The 14936-nt window shown below is 56.6% G+C and carries 11 protein-coding genes and 1 tRNA gene; 9 read left to right on the top strand and 3 right to left on the bottom strand.

Going from position 1 to position 14936, the window contains the following annotated elements:
* The first annotated feature begins 36 nt into the window (after positions 1-36).
* The 5 genes from paaZ to CHB83_RS21825 all read left to right on the top strand — a co-directional run bounded on the left by paaZ (position 37) and on the right by CHB83_RS21825 (position 4741).
* On the top strand, positions 37-2088 hold the full coding sequence (gene paaZ, locus CHB83_RS21845; RefSeq protein WP_089334294.1) for a phenylacetic acid degradation bifunctional protein PaaZ: 2052 nt from the start codon (positions 37-39) through the stop codon (positions 2086-2088).
* A gap of 137 nt (positions 2089-2225) precedes the next feature.
* Entirely contained in the window at positions 2226-3005 is a 780-nt protein-coding gene (locus CHB83_RS21840; RefSeq protein WP_089334293.1) for an enoyl-CoA hydratase/isomerase family protein, read from the top strand.
* A 141-nt stretch (positions 3006-3146) separates the two neighbouring features.
* Positions 3147-3677: a TetR/AcrR family transcriptional regulator gene (locus CHB83_RS21835; protein ID WP_045689173.1), complete on the top strand. Its 531-nt coding sequence runs from the start codon at positions 3147-3149 to the stop codon at positions 3675-3677.
* Between the two features lie 83 nt (positions 3678-3760).
* Positions 3761-4303 (top strand): hypothetical protein, encoded by a 543-nt coding sequence (locus tag CHB83_RS21830; protein ID WP_143437245.1) that lies wholly within the window; start codon positions 3761-3763, stop codon positions 4301-4303.
* Between the two features lie 189 nt (positions 4304-4492).
* Positions 4493-4741 carry a hypothetical protein gene (locus tag CHB83_RS21825; RefSeq protein WP_045689175.1) on the top strand — a complete coding sequence of 83 codons (249 nt, stop codon included), beginning with the start codon at positions 4493-4495 and terminating at the stop codon, positions 4739-4741.
* 209 nt (positions 4742-4950) lie between these two features.
* Here the strand turns inward: CHB83_RS21825 and CHB83_RS21820 are convergent, their stop codons facing one another.
* On the bottom strand, positions 4951-7695 hold the full coding sequence (locus CHB83_RS21820; RefSeq protein WP_089334319.1) for an alpha-L-rhamnosidase-related protein: 2745 nt from the start codon (positions 7693-7695) through the stop codon (positions 4951-4953).
* A 373-nt stretch (positions 7696-8068) separates the two neighbouring features.
* Positions 8069-8482, bottom strand: a complete 414-nt coding sequence (locus tag CHB83_RS21815; RefSeq protein WP_055562741.1) for an STAS domain-containing protein — start codon at positions 8480-8482, stop codon at positions 8069-8071.
* Positions 8483-9544: 1062 nt separating this feature from the next.
* Between CHB83_RS21815 and CHB83_RS21810 the strand changes: the two genes are divergently transcribed.
* Positions 9545-11776 (top strand): bifunctional alpha,alpha-trehalose-phosphate synthase (UDP-forming)/trehalose-phosphatase, encoded by a 2232-nt coding sequence (locus tag CHB83_RS21810; protein ID WP_089334291.1) that lies wholly within the window; start codon positions 9545-9547, stop codon positions 11774-11776.
* Positions 11777-11916: 140 nt separating this feature from the next.
* On the opposite strand, the gene CHB83_RS21805 is transcribed toward CHB83_RS21810, so the two are convergent.
* Positions 11917-11990, bottom strand: a tRNA-Ile gene (locus CHB83_RS21805).
* A 160-nt stretch (positions 11991-12150) separates the two neighbouring features.
* Between CHB83_RS21805 and CHB83_RS21800 the strand changes: the two genes are divergently transcribed.
* From CHB83_RS21800 to CHB83_RS21790, 3 genes are read left to right on the top strand one after another with little or no spacing between them, the layout of a single operon-like run.
* Entirely contained in the window at positions 12151-12822 is a 672-nt protein-coding gene (locus CHB83_RS21800) for an HAD family hydrolase (protein WP_052695487.1), read from the top strand.
* A complete protein-coding gene (locus CHB83_RS21795) occupies positions 12782-14023 on the top strand; it encodes a site-2 protease family protein (protein WP_245855407.1) in 1242 nt (413 codons plus the stop codon). The genes CHB83_RS21800 and CHB83_RS21795 overlap by 41 nt, the downstream gene beginning before the upstream one ends.
* A gap of 37 nt (positions 14024-14060) precedes the next feature.
* Complete coding sequence (locus CHB83_RS21790) at positions 14061-14690, top strand: hypothetical protein (protein ID WP_089334290.1); 630 nt, start codon at positions 14061-14063, stop codon at positions 14688-14690.
* Positions 14691-14936 lie beyond the last annotated feature (246 nt).

The following is a 14936-nucleotide window of genomic DNA, read 5'->3' as shown; positions in this document are numbered from 1 at the left end:
TACCCCCTTCATTCTCAAACCTCCTACCCCTCCTATATGACTCCCACCCTCGAAAATTACGCTCTGGGCCGCTGGATGGCGGGCACGGGCGAGCAGCACGAACTACACGATGCTTCCACTGGCGAAGTCATTGCCATTGCCAACGGCGAAGGCCTCGATTACGCGGCAATGTTCGACTACGCCCGGCGTACCGGCAACCCGGCCCTACGCAAGATGACCTTCCATGAGCGCGGCCGCATGATTAAGGCGCTAGCCCTGCATCTGGACAGCAAAAAGGAAGACTTCTATACACTCAGCTACCGTAGCGGCGCTACCCGCGCCGACTCCTGGATTGACATCGAGGGCGGCATCGGCAACCTGTTTGCTAACGCCTCCCTGCGCCGCAAATTCCCAGACAAGCCGTTCTACGTGGAGTCGGACCCGATTGCGCTGTCGAAGGCGGGCAACTTCATGGGACACCACATTATGGTGCCCAAGGAGGGTGTGGCAGTGCACATCAACGCCTACAACTTCCCCATCTGGGGTATGCTGGAGAAGATTGCCGTGAATCTGCTGGCCGGGATGCCCGCCATTATTAAGCCGGCCGTGCCCACTGCCTACCTCACTGAAGCCGTGGTGCGCGAAATTATTGCCTCCAAGATTCTGCCGGAAGGTGCCCTGCAACTCGTGTGCGGCACCGGCCAGGGCATCCTCGACCACGTGACCTACCAAGATGTAGTGACCTTTACGGGCTCAGCAGAAACAGGCCGCAAGCTGAAAGCACACCCCCGGGTTATCTCGGAAGCCGTGCCTTTCACCATGGAAGCCGACTCGCTGAATGCGGCGGTGTTAGGGCCGGATGCGGTGCCAGGCACCGTGGAGTTCGACTTGTTTATCAAGGAAATCCGCAAGGAGATGACGGCCAAAGCAGGTCAGAAGTGTACTGCTATCCGCCGTGCTATTGTACCGGAGAACCTGCTGGAAGACGTGCAGATTGCCCTAGGCAAAGCGCTGGGCCAAACTGCCGTAGGCCATCCGCAGGCGGAAGGTGTGCGCATGGGTGCCCTCGTGAACATGACCCAGGCCAACCGCGTGCGGGAGCAAGTGCGGGAGTTGGCCAAAAACACACCCATCGTGTATGGCGACCTGGACAACGTGCAGGTAATTGGCGGCGACTGCAAAACCGGTGCGTTTATGTCGCCGATTGTACTGCTGAACCCAGACCCTTTCAAGTTCACCGACAGCCACGAAGTAGAAGCCTTTGGCCCCGTTGCTACTCTTATGCCTTATAAGAACTTGGACGAGGCTATTACGCTCTCGAACATGGGTAAAGGCTCCTTGGTGTGCTCCGTAGCTACCAACGACCCACGTACCGCCCAGGAGTTTGTGCTGGGCGCGGCTACTCACCACGGCCGCATCCTGGTTATCAACGAGGAAGTAGCAAAGGAAAGCACGGGCCACGGCTCCCCCCTACCCCTGCTCATTCATGGAGGCCCCGGCCGCGCCGGGGGCGGGCAGGAAATGGGTGGTATGCGTGGCGTAGAGCACTTCATGCAGCGCGTAGCCATTCAGGGCTCCCCTTCCATGATTACGGCCATAACGGAGGTGTACCAGCCCAAAGCCAAACAGACGGAGCGCGACAAGCACCCCTTCCAGTACTACTTCGAGGAGTTGGAAATCGGGCAGACCTACACCACTCACCGCCACACCGTGACGGAGGCCGACATCACGAATTTCGCCCAGGTATCGGGCGACAACTTCTACGCCCACGTGGATGCTACCTCCCTGGAGGGAACCTTATTCACCGGGCGCGTGGCCCACGGCTACTACATCCTGAGCAAGGCTGCCGGTATGTTCGTGGACCCGCGCAAAGGCCCAGTGCTACTTAACTACGGCCTCGACGAGTGCCGCTTTACTAAGCCCGTGTACCCTGGCATGACCATCGGCGTGAAGCTGACCGTGAAGGAGAAGATTGGCCAAGAAAAGCGCGATGCGGAGGACGTAGCCAAAGGCATTGTGCGCTGGCTGGTAGACGTATCGGATGAAACCGGCGAAACCGTAGCCGTGGCTACTATTCTTACTATGGTGAAGAAAAAAGACCAGGCCTAAAAGCCAGCGTCTGCCGCGCTGAGCGGGCGCGAAACGAAGCCGCTATACCGCGTCCGTTCAGCACCACTACTACAACCACTCGCCCAGACAGCGCCCCGCCATCACTCCGGCCGGGTGCGCTTTACTTACTACCTCCCATGACTGCTGCTACTACCCTCACGGCTGGCCGTGTTGCCACTTCTACCACTCCGGAAGGCATTGCGACCATACGTTTCTTTCATCCTAGCCACAACTCGTTACCCAGCGCCCTGCTTATTGAGCTAGCAGATACCATCACCAGCGTGGGGCAGGCGGCCGATACCAAAGTCATTGTGCTGCAAAGCGAAGGCGAAAAAACCTTCTGCGCCGGTGCCAGCTTTGATGAACTGCTTGCCATTGAAAATGAAGCCCAGGGCCTAGCGTTTTTCTCAGGTTTCGCCAAGGTGATTAATGCCTGCCGCACCTCTCCCAAAATCATTATTGGCCGGGTGCAGGGCAAAGCCATTGGCGGCGGCGTGGGCGTAGCGGCAGCCACCGATTACTGTTTTGCTACCCCCCAAGCCGTTGTAAAGCTTAGCGAGCTTGTAGTAGGCATTGGTCCTTTTGTAGTAGGGCCAGCGGTAGAGCGTAAGATTGGAGTAGCCGCTTATGCCCAGCTAGCCTTGGACGCCGCCGAATTTCGCTCGGCTGCGTGGGCGGAGCAAAAAGGATTGTATGCCGAGGTATTGGACTCTATTGAGAAGTTAGATGCCGCTGTACTAGCTTTAGCTACTAAGCTGGCAAGCTACAACCCAGCAGCCCTCACCGACCTCAAACAAGTTCTGTGGGCGGGTACTGAACACTGGGGTACTCTCCTACCAGAACGAGCCGCAATTAGTGGTCGGCTGGTACTTTCTGATTTTACCCGACAAGCTATTCAACAATTCAAAACCCGCTAAAAACGCTGCAAGCCTAATAAAAAAAGAAAAAGCCCCGCTACGCTACGTTGGCGGGGTTTTTTCTAGTATTATTGCTGTCTGTTGTTGGCTTAGCCATGACGATTATGCGTCAAGGCCCGATGCCTGCCAATTCACAAGCCCATGGACAGCCGCAAACAGATTATTGCCCGGACCGCCTTGAAGCTATTCGCTGACAAGGGATTCGATAGCACTTCTACTCAGCTTATTGCGAAGGACGCCCAAGTGTCCGAAGCTCTGATATTCAAGCACTTTACCAGCAAAGTGCAATTGCTGGAATACCTCATTAAAAGCGGGTATAAGCGCATAATTGAACAAAACCGGGGCCGCCTTCAGGAAAATGACCCCTTGCTGTTCGTGCACAAGATCATTGAACTACCGTTCGAGCTAGTGCGCGAAGAGCCTGAATTTTGGAAGATGCAGTCGCGCTTGGTTGATGTAACCCTGTCGCAGCAGCAGCACGACCGGTTTTTACAGCCTATCACGCCTCTCTTGGAGAAAGCATTCCGCCAGCTTGGCTACCCCAAGCCTGAGCAGGAGGCTGCCATGCTGCTGTTGCTAGTGGAAGGCATCTGGAAGCACCAAGTAACGCAGGCGCAAGCCGCTGACCCCGCTATGGTGGAGTTCATCAAAGCAAAGTACGCCTGGCAATAAGTAACGAATTGGTAATGCGGGCCATTGATTTTGTGTATCTTCCCGCTCCCAACCTTCACTGGCCGCATTGGTGGGCCCTTGCCATGAAGCATTGTATTCCGCTCTTCATCTTGTGTGCACTTAGCTGGGTGCCGACCTATGCTAGCAGTGGTGTAGTAACGGGCCCTCCAGCCCGGTCGGCCGCTTCCGCAAGCCGCAACAGTGAGTTGCCTGCCGAATTACGGACGGCATGGTTGGGCTCCCCATTGAAGCGTTTTCGCCACTTGGTGCCCGAGCGGCGCGCGTTGCCTTCGCATATCAGTTACTACACGCAGTCGGGCGAGTCACTTACCATTGGTGGCTACCGGGTTACGGGAATTAGCTACGGGTTCTACAAAGACCAACTCTGCTGTATTGAGTTGCGGGTGCTGGGTCAGGCTAACTGCCAAGGCTTGTACTCCCTGATGGCCCGCGCCTACGGTCCTAGCCGTGCCCTCACCAGCTCTAGTCAGCAGTGGGTTAATCCGCAGGTGAGCTTACTGTACACGGAGATGCCTAAAGGATATGCTACAGTAGTGTTATCCAGCACTACCCTGGTAGCACAATATCGCGCCGATTTCTTGGTGCCGATAAATACTGCCGTATAACTAATCATTTTCTGCCTAGCCTACACATAGCAATGCCTTAGCCTAACCGCTAAGGCATTTTTGTTTGCTCTTAGTACATGAACCAGGACGGCAACTGCTCGTATAGCTGAAGGTAGGGCCCGCTTAGGCTCCTGCTCTACAGTGGGCCTCTCTGCCCATTCCATTCCTTCACCAGCAACCACCCTTCCCATGGCAGATACTTCGCAAAACACCCCCGAAAACACCGACGCCACCCAGCCCAACGGCCAAGAGGCCATCTACCCCGGCAACGACAGCCAGCAGACCGTAGCAGAACAGCGCGGCCCTGGTGCTCAGACCCGCGGCCTCGACCCCAACGCCATGCACCTACACAGCGCGGCCAAAGGTGACGAAGACTACATCAATGGCGATATGCACAAAGACGACAGCGTGCAGAAGCCCGAGCAGGACAAACTGTAAGGGCAGCATAAAGCGCGGTTCTACACGCATTCTGGCCGGAACACTCTAGCAGTGTTCCGGCCAGAATGCGCTAGTCCGTTTGTAGAGTGCGTTGTGCTTTCTTCCTGAAAAGAAAATAAACAGCCATAGAACTAAAGATTGCATACACCAGAACGGCCTCACTTAGTAGCAAGGCCGTTCTGGGGTGTAAGAAATAGTTGGCTCCTGGCTTACTGGATTCGGGTTAAACGTAGGTAGTCGAGCATGGCTTGGTTTACCGCCCCGTTCATATTGGTATTGGCGGGTTCGTAGGCGAGGGTGAGGACCTGGCTACCCTTCTTCAACCGAACTGTCACTGGGTTTGAGAAGCCCCAATTCGACCATTCGTCTACTCCCCGCTGAGGCAGCACTACGGTGCCAAGCTGCTGATCACCAAGGCGCAGGGTGCGGATGGCGCACTGATTATTGGTGTTGATAGGCCCATTGCCGTTGGCATAACGGAAATCAATAGCATAGAGGCCGTCAGCGGGCACCACCACGGGTATAGTCAGGGTCTGGTTGGTGGTAGTGCTGATTTCCACGAAGCCCGCGCCGCTGAATCCCTTATAGGGAAGAGCAGCCTTGGGGATAATAGTTTCGAGCTGCGTTTCTCGGCTGAAGCCATTGCCCCGCACGGGCAGCGGCTCGCTGGCAAACGATTCCAGCCCATGCCCATTTAGGGCCACTACCTGGTACTCGGCGTAGGAACCGGCGGGCACTACGAAGCTGGTTTCGGTGGTGCGAGCGGCGAACTGACCGTTGCGCAATACTTGATAGGCTTTAGCATCAGCTTGCGGCGTCCACGTTAGCCGCCCGTTAGCGTAGGTTACGCTGGGCGTTTCGGGAGAAAACAGGTTAGCTACCCGGTTCACGGCGGCAGCTGCCGGGGCTTGGCTACGCAGTACAATCCGTACCTGGTGCTGGCCCGTTAGTGTAGCGGGTACGGCGGCATCAGGCAGGGGCTGACCATCAAGAGTAATTGTGCTGATTTCGTTGCCGAAGCCCTGCACGTCAATATCGAGCACCGCTCCCCGGTACTTAAAACCGGTTAGTTGGCGACTACCCTGCAGGGCTTGGGGCACGAAGGGGCGAAACACAAGGCGGTCGGGCTGGAAATCCATGCCGAATAGCACCTTGTACACCATACCTAAGCTGCCCGACAGGCTCCAGAGCATGTTGCTGGAGTTGATTTGGGTGCCGGCAAAGTCCCCGTTCTGCGCTACGTAGTTCTCCTTATTGGTTAGAAACACGGCAGCCGGTCGGTAAATGGCCGCCAGGCTTTCTAGCACGGCCTGCTCGTTGCCAGCCTTGGCAGCAGCTAAGGTCCAGAAGCTCTGCACAAAGGGCCACACGGCATTATTGTGGTAAGGCGGGATACCCGGAATCTGCGGGTAGATGCAGGCAATGCCGTAAGGCGTGGTGGGCGTTTGGGCTATTATCTGCTGAGCCCTACTGCCTTCGGCCACGCCAAATAGTACGCTCAGGGCCTCGCCCAGCGCCTCCGCCCGCGGCGACACAACCAAGCTGGTGCGCCCATAAAGAAACTGCCCGTAGTAGCCCTGCTTGTCTAGCCACAGGTGCTGATTGATGCCCTGCTTGATACGCGCTGCCAGGGCACGGTGCTTAGTAGCTACAGCTGCCTCGCCGAGCTGCTCGGCCATCTGGGCCAGTACTTGGTTGGCTTGAAAATGTACGGCGTTGGTGCCCAGGTTTTCGCTCTGGTAAATATCCACGGGCTGCATCCAGCGCGGGTAGGTTTGCTCGCGCCAGTCCAGAAACGACGATTCGCCCCGCACGAGGCCAGATTGGGCATCGTAGGCGTTCTGCTGGTCGTCCTCAATCGACTTTTTGATGATAGGGTACACCTGCCGCAACCAAGCGGGGTCGCCAGTCACTTTGTAGATTTCCCAGGCTGCCGTAGCCCAAATAATGCGGTCCGTAGAGCACGGGTAGGCGCCGCCGGTGCCCGTATCCTGAATAATGCGCCCCTCGGGCGACACCTTGCGCAGGAGGCTGTTCATAGCCACTTGGGGTTGCAGCGTGGCCTGGGCCAGAATAATGCTGTAGCTGATGTCACGCGTCCAAACCCCAGCCCATTCCTTACCCGTGCGGAAGGTGCTGTCGGGTTCCACGGCGCGCCGCGCCTCTTCCAAGGACAGGTTGTAGAGCGCGTCCAACAGCGGGTAGGGAGATTTCAACTGAGGAAAGTCGGCCGTGTTAATGGTTTGCTGCCACTGCCCAGCGGTGGTTTTAGCGGCCGTAGGCGCATTCAGCACCAGCGTCACCTCGTAAATACCGTCGCCATCGGGGTCTTTCAACTCCAGTTCGGGCTTGTTGACCAAGTTATCGAAGTCCCAGCTTAGGGGCGCAGTGTTACCAGCCACAAATACGTGCTTGAAATCCTGCTGATACAGCTTCTCGCCCCGATAGGTAGTATAGTAGCCTTGCTTCTTGAAGGCTGCCAGCACCGGCCGCAAGTCCAGCCGAATTTTCAGTTTCGTATTTGGAGCTAAGTAGGTGTTGGAGGGCACAGGCGTTTGATCCACGTAGTGTTGCCCGAAGGTGAGCAGGGGCGTTTCTACCTCGGTGTTGCCTGGTTTTGGCAAGGCCACCAGCCTATGGTTTTGCCCGGGGGCCAGTTCATTATCCTTGCCATTGAGGCTGAACTTGAAGTCGATCTGCGGGCTCTGAAACTCGTTGGCGGGGCTTTGGTAATTGGAGGTTAGCTCGGTGCGCGAAACGGCACGCGCTACGTACGGCCCCTGCTCTACTCGGTCGGCGTAGAGGGCGTACTCCCCAGATTTCCAGATGAGCGGCGCTTCGGTGGCAGAAGCAGCAGTAGACGACACCATAGTGGCAGCAGGTTTCGGGGTGTGGCAGGCGCTTAGTAAGGTAGCGGCCGCTAACACACCCAGCGGAAAGGAACGGTATTTCATGCGCTGGTGGGGTAAAGCAGGCAGAGCGGGAGCGTAGAGGCTGAGTTGCGGCAGAAAGGTAAGGCGAGTTTTTTCGTGCTTACCGATCTGAGCAGCAGAAGTGCGCGCTGGGCAGCCATCCACTGATGGCACTATCCGTTGGTAGGACTATAAAATTACGGGTTTCGCCCCGCATAAGCCCGTAGAAATTCGGAAGCAGAAGGCTGCCAGAAACACTTTGAAGTAGTGTAGTTCTGCTCTTGCCTAGGGCGCCCACCCATGGCGTGGCACTTCTTCGCCTACATCCTGCCTACCTAAAAACTATTCGTATGCGCACTGCTCAGCCATCGGGCTCTGGTGGAAAGCGGGATAGGCCACGGCAACATTCGCCAGGCTAGCGGTTTTCGCCTCGTCGGACTAGCTGCACCGTTGCCGGTAAGTTCTCCTCTAATAGTAGCAATGGCCCGGCATATTCCTTGGCTGTGCGTACATACAGCAAGGAGTAGAGCCCGCTAGTGCGCAACTGCTCACCTACCAAGGCATTCAAACCGCACCAAAACAGGCAAATACCCGCTGTACGGGCAAGATTATCGACATGCAGGAGGGCCCGCTGGCCTTGCCAACTCAGGGTTTCCAGGTGGCGACAGTCTAGCCACAGGCACGGTAAGTCTCGCTGCCGAAACTGCTGGATTATCTGTTCCAACGCTTGCTGCAGGTATACCGCTTCCGCAGAATCGGCGCAGCCACCGCGCAAGCTTACCCCTGCGCAATCCTGCTTCCCACTCACATAAATGGCTAGCTTCCTCATCCCAACTACAGTACTAGTAGCATCAATAGCGGGCAAAGCTATTGATCTGGCGAGCGGCCTTCGCCCCAGAAAACACTGATTTTGGGTGCGGCTAATCCGTAAATACTGCGCCAACAAGTACGGCTGCTAGCCTTGCTTTTACTCTCTTGTATGCCGCCCCAAGGCTCAAATCCATATTTCAACGGCTGTGAATTCTGTATTTCTTCTCTGGCCCTGCTGAGGTTGCTGCACGTTTTAAATAGGGTACCACCTCTCCGTCTACCCTATAAAATTCGCTGCTTCCCCTGCTGAAGTGGCGTTTTTTCCCTTCCGCTTCACCACTTCGTACTGGTTGCGTTGCTCTACGCGGGGGCTCATGTACTATCAGTTGTCCTTGAAAGATGGCAGCGGCCATATAGCGCCCTGGGTCGTGTCGTTGCTGCTGTTGCAGCTTGGTAAGGAGCCCAGGGTGCGCTGGCAACTACCCACTACGTTTGTACCTTCTCAGATGCTGGAATGCCTGGAATCTGGTACGCTGCCGCTAGTTCCTGCCCACCCTAATATGCGCCCGAACCTACGGGGATGCACTGACAGGTGGGCTGCTTCAGCTTGGATTTAGTGGCCAAATGCTACGCGCCTACTTCCGCTTACGATGACTTCAGGAAGGCAATGAAAAAGCATGGGAGCTCACTCCATCAGGCGGCCAGGCCCGTTGGCACCAGCATCCTTAGTGGCACGCTACGAGGTATTTGCAACGGCCAGGCTACTTGCGCAAAGCAGGGTTGAATACGCACTTGCCGAAGCGTAAAATACGTATTTATAGCGCCCTCCGCTGCACTTGGCCTGCCGTACAAAAGGGAAGCTTTTCAGTATTCGCGCTTGTGCACAATGGAGGGCTACGCCTAGGTAGTACTGCCTGAGTTAACCAGGCTCTTCGCCGCCAGGCGAAAGCAGCAGTGGGCAGATTACCTCTAGCAAGCCGGGGTACATGCCAGGCTAGCGGGGACTGAGAAGCAGTTGCCAGATTCCAATCAAAACTTCGACAACGGCCGTGTCGGATGATGTTCTCATCCCATTTGTGTTATGTCCAGAACCATCATCATCTCCAACCGTCTGCCCACGAAGGTGCAGCGCACTGCCAAAGGTCTCACGTTTCAACCAAGCGAAGGAGGCTTAGCCACCGGGCTGGGGTCAATTTACCAATCGGGTGATAACGTATGGGTAGGCTGGCCAGGGCTGTTCGTGGAAGACCCGGCAGAAGAGCAGCACGTCACCGAGCAGCTCCAGCAGGACAGTATGGCGCCGGTATTTCTGACGGAAGCAGAAATCCGCGACTTCTACGAAGGCTTCAGCAACTCCACGCTCTGGCCTACCTTTCACTACTTCAGCCAGTACGCCACCTACGAACAGGCCCACTGGGAGGCCTACGTGGCCGTCAACGAGAAATTCTGCCAGGCCGTGCTGGCGCTGGCCGGCCCCGACGACACCATCTGGGTGCACGACTACCAGCTGCTGCTGCTGCCCGAAATGCTGCGCCGCGCCCGCCCCGAGTGCACCATTGGCTTCTTCCTGCACATTCCCTTCCCGTCTTACGAGATGATCCGGGTGCTACCCTGGGGAGCCGAGTTATTGCAGGGCATGTTAGGTGCCGACCTCATCGGCTTCCATACCTACAGCTACATGCGCCACTTCCTGAGCGCCGTATCGCAGATGTTGGGCTACTCTTCCCAGAACGGGCAGATTGAAACTCCCAGCCGCACCGTGCTCGTGGACGCCTTTCCTATGGGCATCGACTACCAACGCTACGCCGATGCGGCTGCGTCGGAGGCAGCGCAAGCCCATGCCCGCACCTACGGCGCGGCTATGCACGGCGCCCGCGTTGTCCTGTCCATCGACCGGCTCGACTACACCAAAGGCATTTCCTTACGGCTGCGAGCCTTCGAGGAACTGCTGCACCGCTACCCCAAGTGGCATGAACAAGTTAGCCTACTCATGATTGTGGTACCATCCCGCGACCAGGTAGCGCAGTACGCCGCTTTAAAAGAGGAAATTGACGAGTTAGCGGGCCGCATCAACGCGCAATACAGTACCATCAGTTGGACGCCCATTCACTATTTCTACCGCTCCCTCCCGTTCGAGGAACTGGCTGCCTTGTACCGCTTAGCCGATGTAGCCTTGGTAACGCCCGTGCGCGACGGGATGAATCTAGTGGCGAAAGAGTTTGTGGCCAGCAAGGCGGACCAGCGCGGGGTGCTGATCTTAAGTGAGCGGGCTGGGGCGGCCCAAGAGCTATCGGATGCATTGCTCATCAACCCCACTGACACCAACCAGCTGGTTGAGGCCATGCACGAGGCTCTGTTGATGCCCGAGGAGGAGCAAGTACTACGCATGACCCATATGCAGACGCTAGTGCAGCAGTACAACGTGTTTGCCTGGACGGAGTTGTTCTTGAATCGCCTGACGTACAGCAAGATCAAGCAGCTCACCCTGTCTACCGATGCTCTGGATCAGGAAGGCCGCCGCCAACTGCTTCAAGATTACCAAGCTGCTCCGCGCCGTTTGCTACTTCTTGATTACGATGGCACCTTGGTCTCTTTCCACAAAAACCCGCAGCATGCCCGCCCCAATGCTGAATTGCTGGAGCTTCTGCGGGCCCTGGCCGAAGATCCGCAAAACCAAGTGGTTATCATTAGCGGCCGCGACCGGGCTACGTTGGATAAGTGGTTAGGGCATCTTCCGCTCGAATTTGTTGCCGAGCATGGCGTATGGCTGCGCCGGGCTGGCGAAGACTGGAGCCAGTTTCAGGATATGCGAGCCGAGTGGAAACGTGAGTTCCGCCCAATTTTGGAGCAGTATGTGAATCGCACCGCCGGTTCCTTCATCGAAGAAAAGGACTTCTCCTTGGTATGGCACTACCGCCGCGCCGACGCCGAACTGGGCGCCGTACGAGCCCGCGACCTGCTTAGTCATCTCGCATTCATCACGACCAACACCGATTTGCAGGTGCTGGAAGGTAATAAGGTATTAGAAGTGAAGCCTAGTGGCCTCAACAAAGGTACTGCGGCGCAGCAGTGGCTCGGGGCTACTCCGCCCGATTTTATCCTAGCAATTGGCGACGACCGCACCGACGAAGACACCTTCCGGGCCTTACCACCGGAGGCGTACACTATCAAGGTGGGCAGTACACCCCGCTCATTTGCCCGGTACTGCGTGAGCAGCGTTGCCGAAGTGCGCCAGCTATTAAACATGCTGCGCGGCTATTCTGGAAACACGCTTCCTTCACAAGCCCTCATGGCCACTACCGCACATTCTTAATCCTACCACGAATAAGAATGCTCAAGAGAACACTCCACTGGCTACCAACGTGTATGTCACGTGTCCCTTCTTAGTAGAGACCATATAGAAAATAAAAACCCCGTTAGAGATATCCTAACGGGGTTTTCAATTGAATAAGGTGGGCCCAGCTGGAATCGAACCAGCGACCTACTGATTATGAGTCAGTTGCTCTAACCGATTGAGCTATAGGCCCGGCGCGAAACCTCTCAGCAACTGGTTGGTTTCAGCTGTGCAAAGCTCGAAGTTTGTGCGCGTAATTGCAATTTCCGCCGCAATATTTGGCGCAATACTCACGTATTGGGCTAGCCAGCAGTTGCGTCTTTGCCACACTACACTTTATCTATCAACACCTTATGCCTCACAAGCTACCTCACCTGCTCTTCGATTTTGGTGGTGTTATTATCAACCTTAACTACGACCGAACGCTGGAAGCTATGCGCCGCCTCTCCCGCCGTGGCAGCACCATTGCCTTCACGCAAGCGGCGCAGGCCGAGTTGTTTGATTTGATGGAGACAGGACGACTAACGCCGCAGGAGTTCCGCGACGGGTTGCGCAAGCACTACGAGCTGGAGGCTTCCGATGAGGAACTAGATGCTGCTTGGAATGCCATGCTGCTGGATGTACCCGCCGAGCGTCTAGCTCTTATTGCGGAGTTGCGTGCGCAGGGCTACCAGACGGCGTTACTCTCCAACACCAACCAGATTCACATTGACGCTATCAATGCGGTGCTGAAAACAGAGTACGGCTTTGCGCACGGTATTGCCGATGCTCTGGACCGCGTGTTCTACTCCCAGCAAGTGGGCCTTCGTAAGCCAGGAGAGGAAATATTTCGCCATGCTCTACAGGAGATGAACTGGAAGGCGGAGGAAACGTTGTTTATTGAAGATAGCCCGCAGCACATTGAAACGGCCCGCCGCCTGGGACTTCACACGCTGTTCTTGGCCCCGCCCCTTACCCTCACTGACGCCCTACCCGCTGCCCTCCGTGCCTTCGAACGAGACGCCTCCGCTCCTCCCCTTTCCTGATGCTTCTACCCCTGGCTTTCTTACTCTCGCGGAGGAAGCAGAATTGGCATTTGTGCAGTACGAAAAACCCGAACCACCCCGGTGGCGCGTGTATTTGCTACACCTGAGTTTATTCCTCATCACCTTATTTACGACCACCTTAGCTGGCGTTTCTATTACGGCTGGCCGGCTAGATGTCATCCGGCCGGATGTGCTGTGGCAGTTACCCACCAACCAGTGGTGGGCGTGGCTAGAGCCAGGGCTGTGGTTTAGCATCCCTTTTCTGGGAGTACTCACGGTTCACGAATTTGGGCACTACCTCACGGCCCGCCGCAACGACATCAGCGCCACACTACCTTATTTCCTGCCATTTCCGCTTGGCATTGGCACCTTCGGAGCGGTGATTCGCATTAAGGAGCGCATATTTTCTCGGCGCGAATTTTTTGATGTAGGGTTGGCGGGTCCTTTGGCGGGCTTCGTGGTAGCCGTGGGCGTACTAGTGTATGGCCTAACGCACTTACCTTCCCTGGAGTACTTGTACCAGATTCATCCCCAATACCGCTTGTACGGGGCTGAATATGCCCGCTACGTATACCCCCCCGGTCGAGCCGTAGGCGAGGTGTTGGCCCAGCCCTTGCTATTCCAGCTGTTGGCTATCTGGCTTGCCGATCCGCTTCGCCTACCTCACCCCAATGAAATAATGCACTACCCGGTACTGGTTGCGGGGGTATTATCGTTGTTTTTTACGGCGCTCAACCTGCTACCTATTGGGCAGCTAGATGGGGGCCACATCCTGTACGGGCTGCTAGGGCGCCGCCGGGCGGGGCGCGTGTCGGGAATGCTGTTTTGCGCCTTTATTTTCTATGCCGGGCTTGGGCTATTTTCGCTGCAATCCGACGCAGAAACGTGGTTGTACTGGTCAGTACCCTACCTACTATACTTGGTAGCCGTGTTTTGGCGGGTACTACCCACCCGCCGCCGGGTACTCCTGCTGGCCCTAGCCGTGGGGGCGGCGCAGGTGGTGGTGGCTTCAGCCTGGCCCACTGCCGAGGGCAACCCCGCTTGGTTGCTGTTTGGGCTGTTGCTGGGCCGTGTTACGGGCGTGTATCACCCCGGCGCCCCCGACGAGCGGGCTCTCTCGCCCGGTCGGCGCGTGCTGGGCTGGCTAATGCTCGCTATTTTTGTTCTTTGTTTTACTCCTTCGCCGTTCGTCTTTCGATGAACCGTTTACGTGCAAGCAGTTGCTTGCCGCTTTGCTTATGCCTTCTACTCCCACTCAATTTCTGCTGGGTGATACTTTTTTGGAACTGAAAGCCGAAGGGCTACTGGTGCGACAGCGCAATAGTGCCGTGGGTCTGGAAATGGAGGTGCCCTACGAGGAAATTCTTCCCGTGCGCACCCAGCAGCAACCAGCCCGGCAAATCAAGTCCTTTGTGATATACATCTTGTCGCTGCTGGCGGCTAGTACGTACCCCTGGCACGCCTGGGTGAGCACGGGCCAAACAAAGCACCTGATCATGTGGGGGCTGCTGCTGGCCCTATCGGCCCTGAATACGTGGCTGCGCTACGACACTCTCTGGCCCGCCTGCACCCTTCATACTGCCCGCCTTACCCTCCGGCTGGGCCGGCGTCCGTGGCGATTTCGTGCCTTCCGGGAGTTTGCCGTAGCGCTGGAGCTGCGCGCCACCGACTACCTACGGCAGGAGTATGCCCAGATCAATCCGCTAGGTCCCATTGACTACCAATTGCACCGGCTACGGTGGCTGCATCACCTGGATGTACTCACGGCCGCTGAACTTCAAACCCTCAGTACCCGCCTTACCGGCCGCGTGTCGCTGGACCCACTGAAACTCATGGGCCAGGAGTTAGAAACGCCCTACGTCAACTAAGAAGAGGCAATCTGGTATAAAAAAGGCCGGTCGGGGCTGGCTGATGCAAGATTGCATCAGCCAGCCCCGACCGGCCTTTTTTAGGTGGACTGGTACTAAGTGGTCAGCTAAAAGTAACCGTATACTCAGTTCCGACTCTGGGCATGAGGTAGTCGAGCTTGTCGCGTAGGGTTTGCTCGGTGCGATAGTCGTCCGGGGTGAGCCAGTAGTGCTTGCAGCGGTGCCAGAGGATTTCGATCAGGTTCA

This window comes from Hymenobacter mucosus (genome assembly GCF_900188255.1).
Taxonomy (GTDB): domain Bacteria; phylum Bacteroidota; class Bacteroidia; order Cytophagales; family Hymenobacteraceae; genus Hymenobacter; species Hymenobacter mucosus.
The sequence above is the reverse complement of the archived record's forward strand: the minus strand, read 5'-3'. Positions and strand labels throughout refer to the sequence as shown.

Excerpts from the sequence above, each read along its gene's own strand:
- paaZ (WP_089334294.1), top strand. The coding sequence starts at position 37 with ATGACTCCCACCCTCGAAAATTACGCTCTGGGCCGCTGGATGGCGGGC.
- CHB83_RS21840 (WP_089334293.1), top strand. The coding sequence starts at position 2,226 with ATGACTGCTGCTACTACCCTCACGGCTGGCCGTGTTGCCACTTCTACC.
- CHB83_RS21810 (WP_089334291.1), top strand. The coding sequence starts at position 9,545 with ATGTCCAGAACCATCATCATCTCCAACCGTCTGCCCACGAAGGTGCAG.
- CHB83_RS21830 (WP_143437245.1), top strand. The coding sequence starts at position 3,761 with ATGAAGCATTGTATTCCGCTCTTCATCTTGTGTGCACTTAGCTGGGTG.
- CHB83_RS21815 (WP_055562741.1), bottom strand. The coding sequence starts at position 8,482 with ATGAGGAAGCTAGCCATTTATGTGAGTGGGAAGCAGGATTGCGCAGGG.
- CHB83_RS21800 (WP_052695487.1), top strand. The coding sequence starts at position 12,151 with ATGCCTCACAAGCTACCTCACCTGCTCTTCGATTTTGGTGGTGTTATT.
- CHB83_RS21790 (WP_089334290.1), top strand. The coding sequence starts at position 14,061 with ATGCCTTCTACTCCCACTCAATTTCTGCTGGGTGATACTTTTTTGGAA.
- CHB83_RS21825 (WP_045689175.1), top strand. The coding sequence starts at position 4,493 with ATGGCAGATACTTCGCAAAACACCCCCGAAAACACCGACGCCACCCAG.
- CHB83_RS21835 (WP_045689173.1), top strand. The coding sequence starts at position 3,147 with ATGGACAGCCGCAAACAGATTATTGCCCGGACCGCCTTGAAGCTATTC.
- CHB83_RS21820 (WP_089334319.1), bottom strand. The coding sequence starts at position 7,695 with ATGAAATACCGTTCCTTTCCGCTGGGTGTGTTAGCGGCCGCTACCTTA.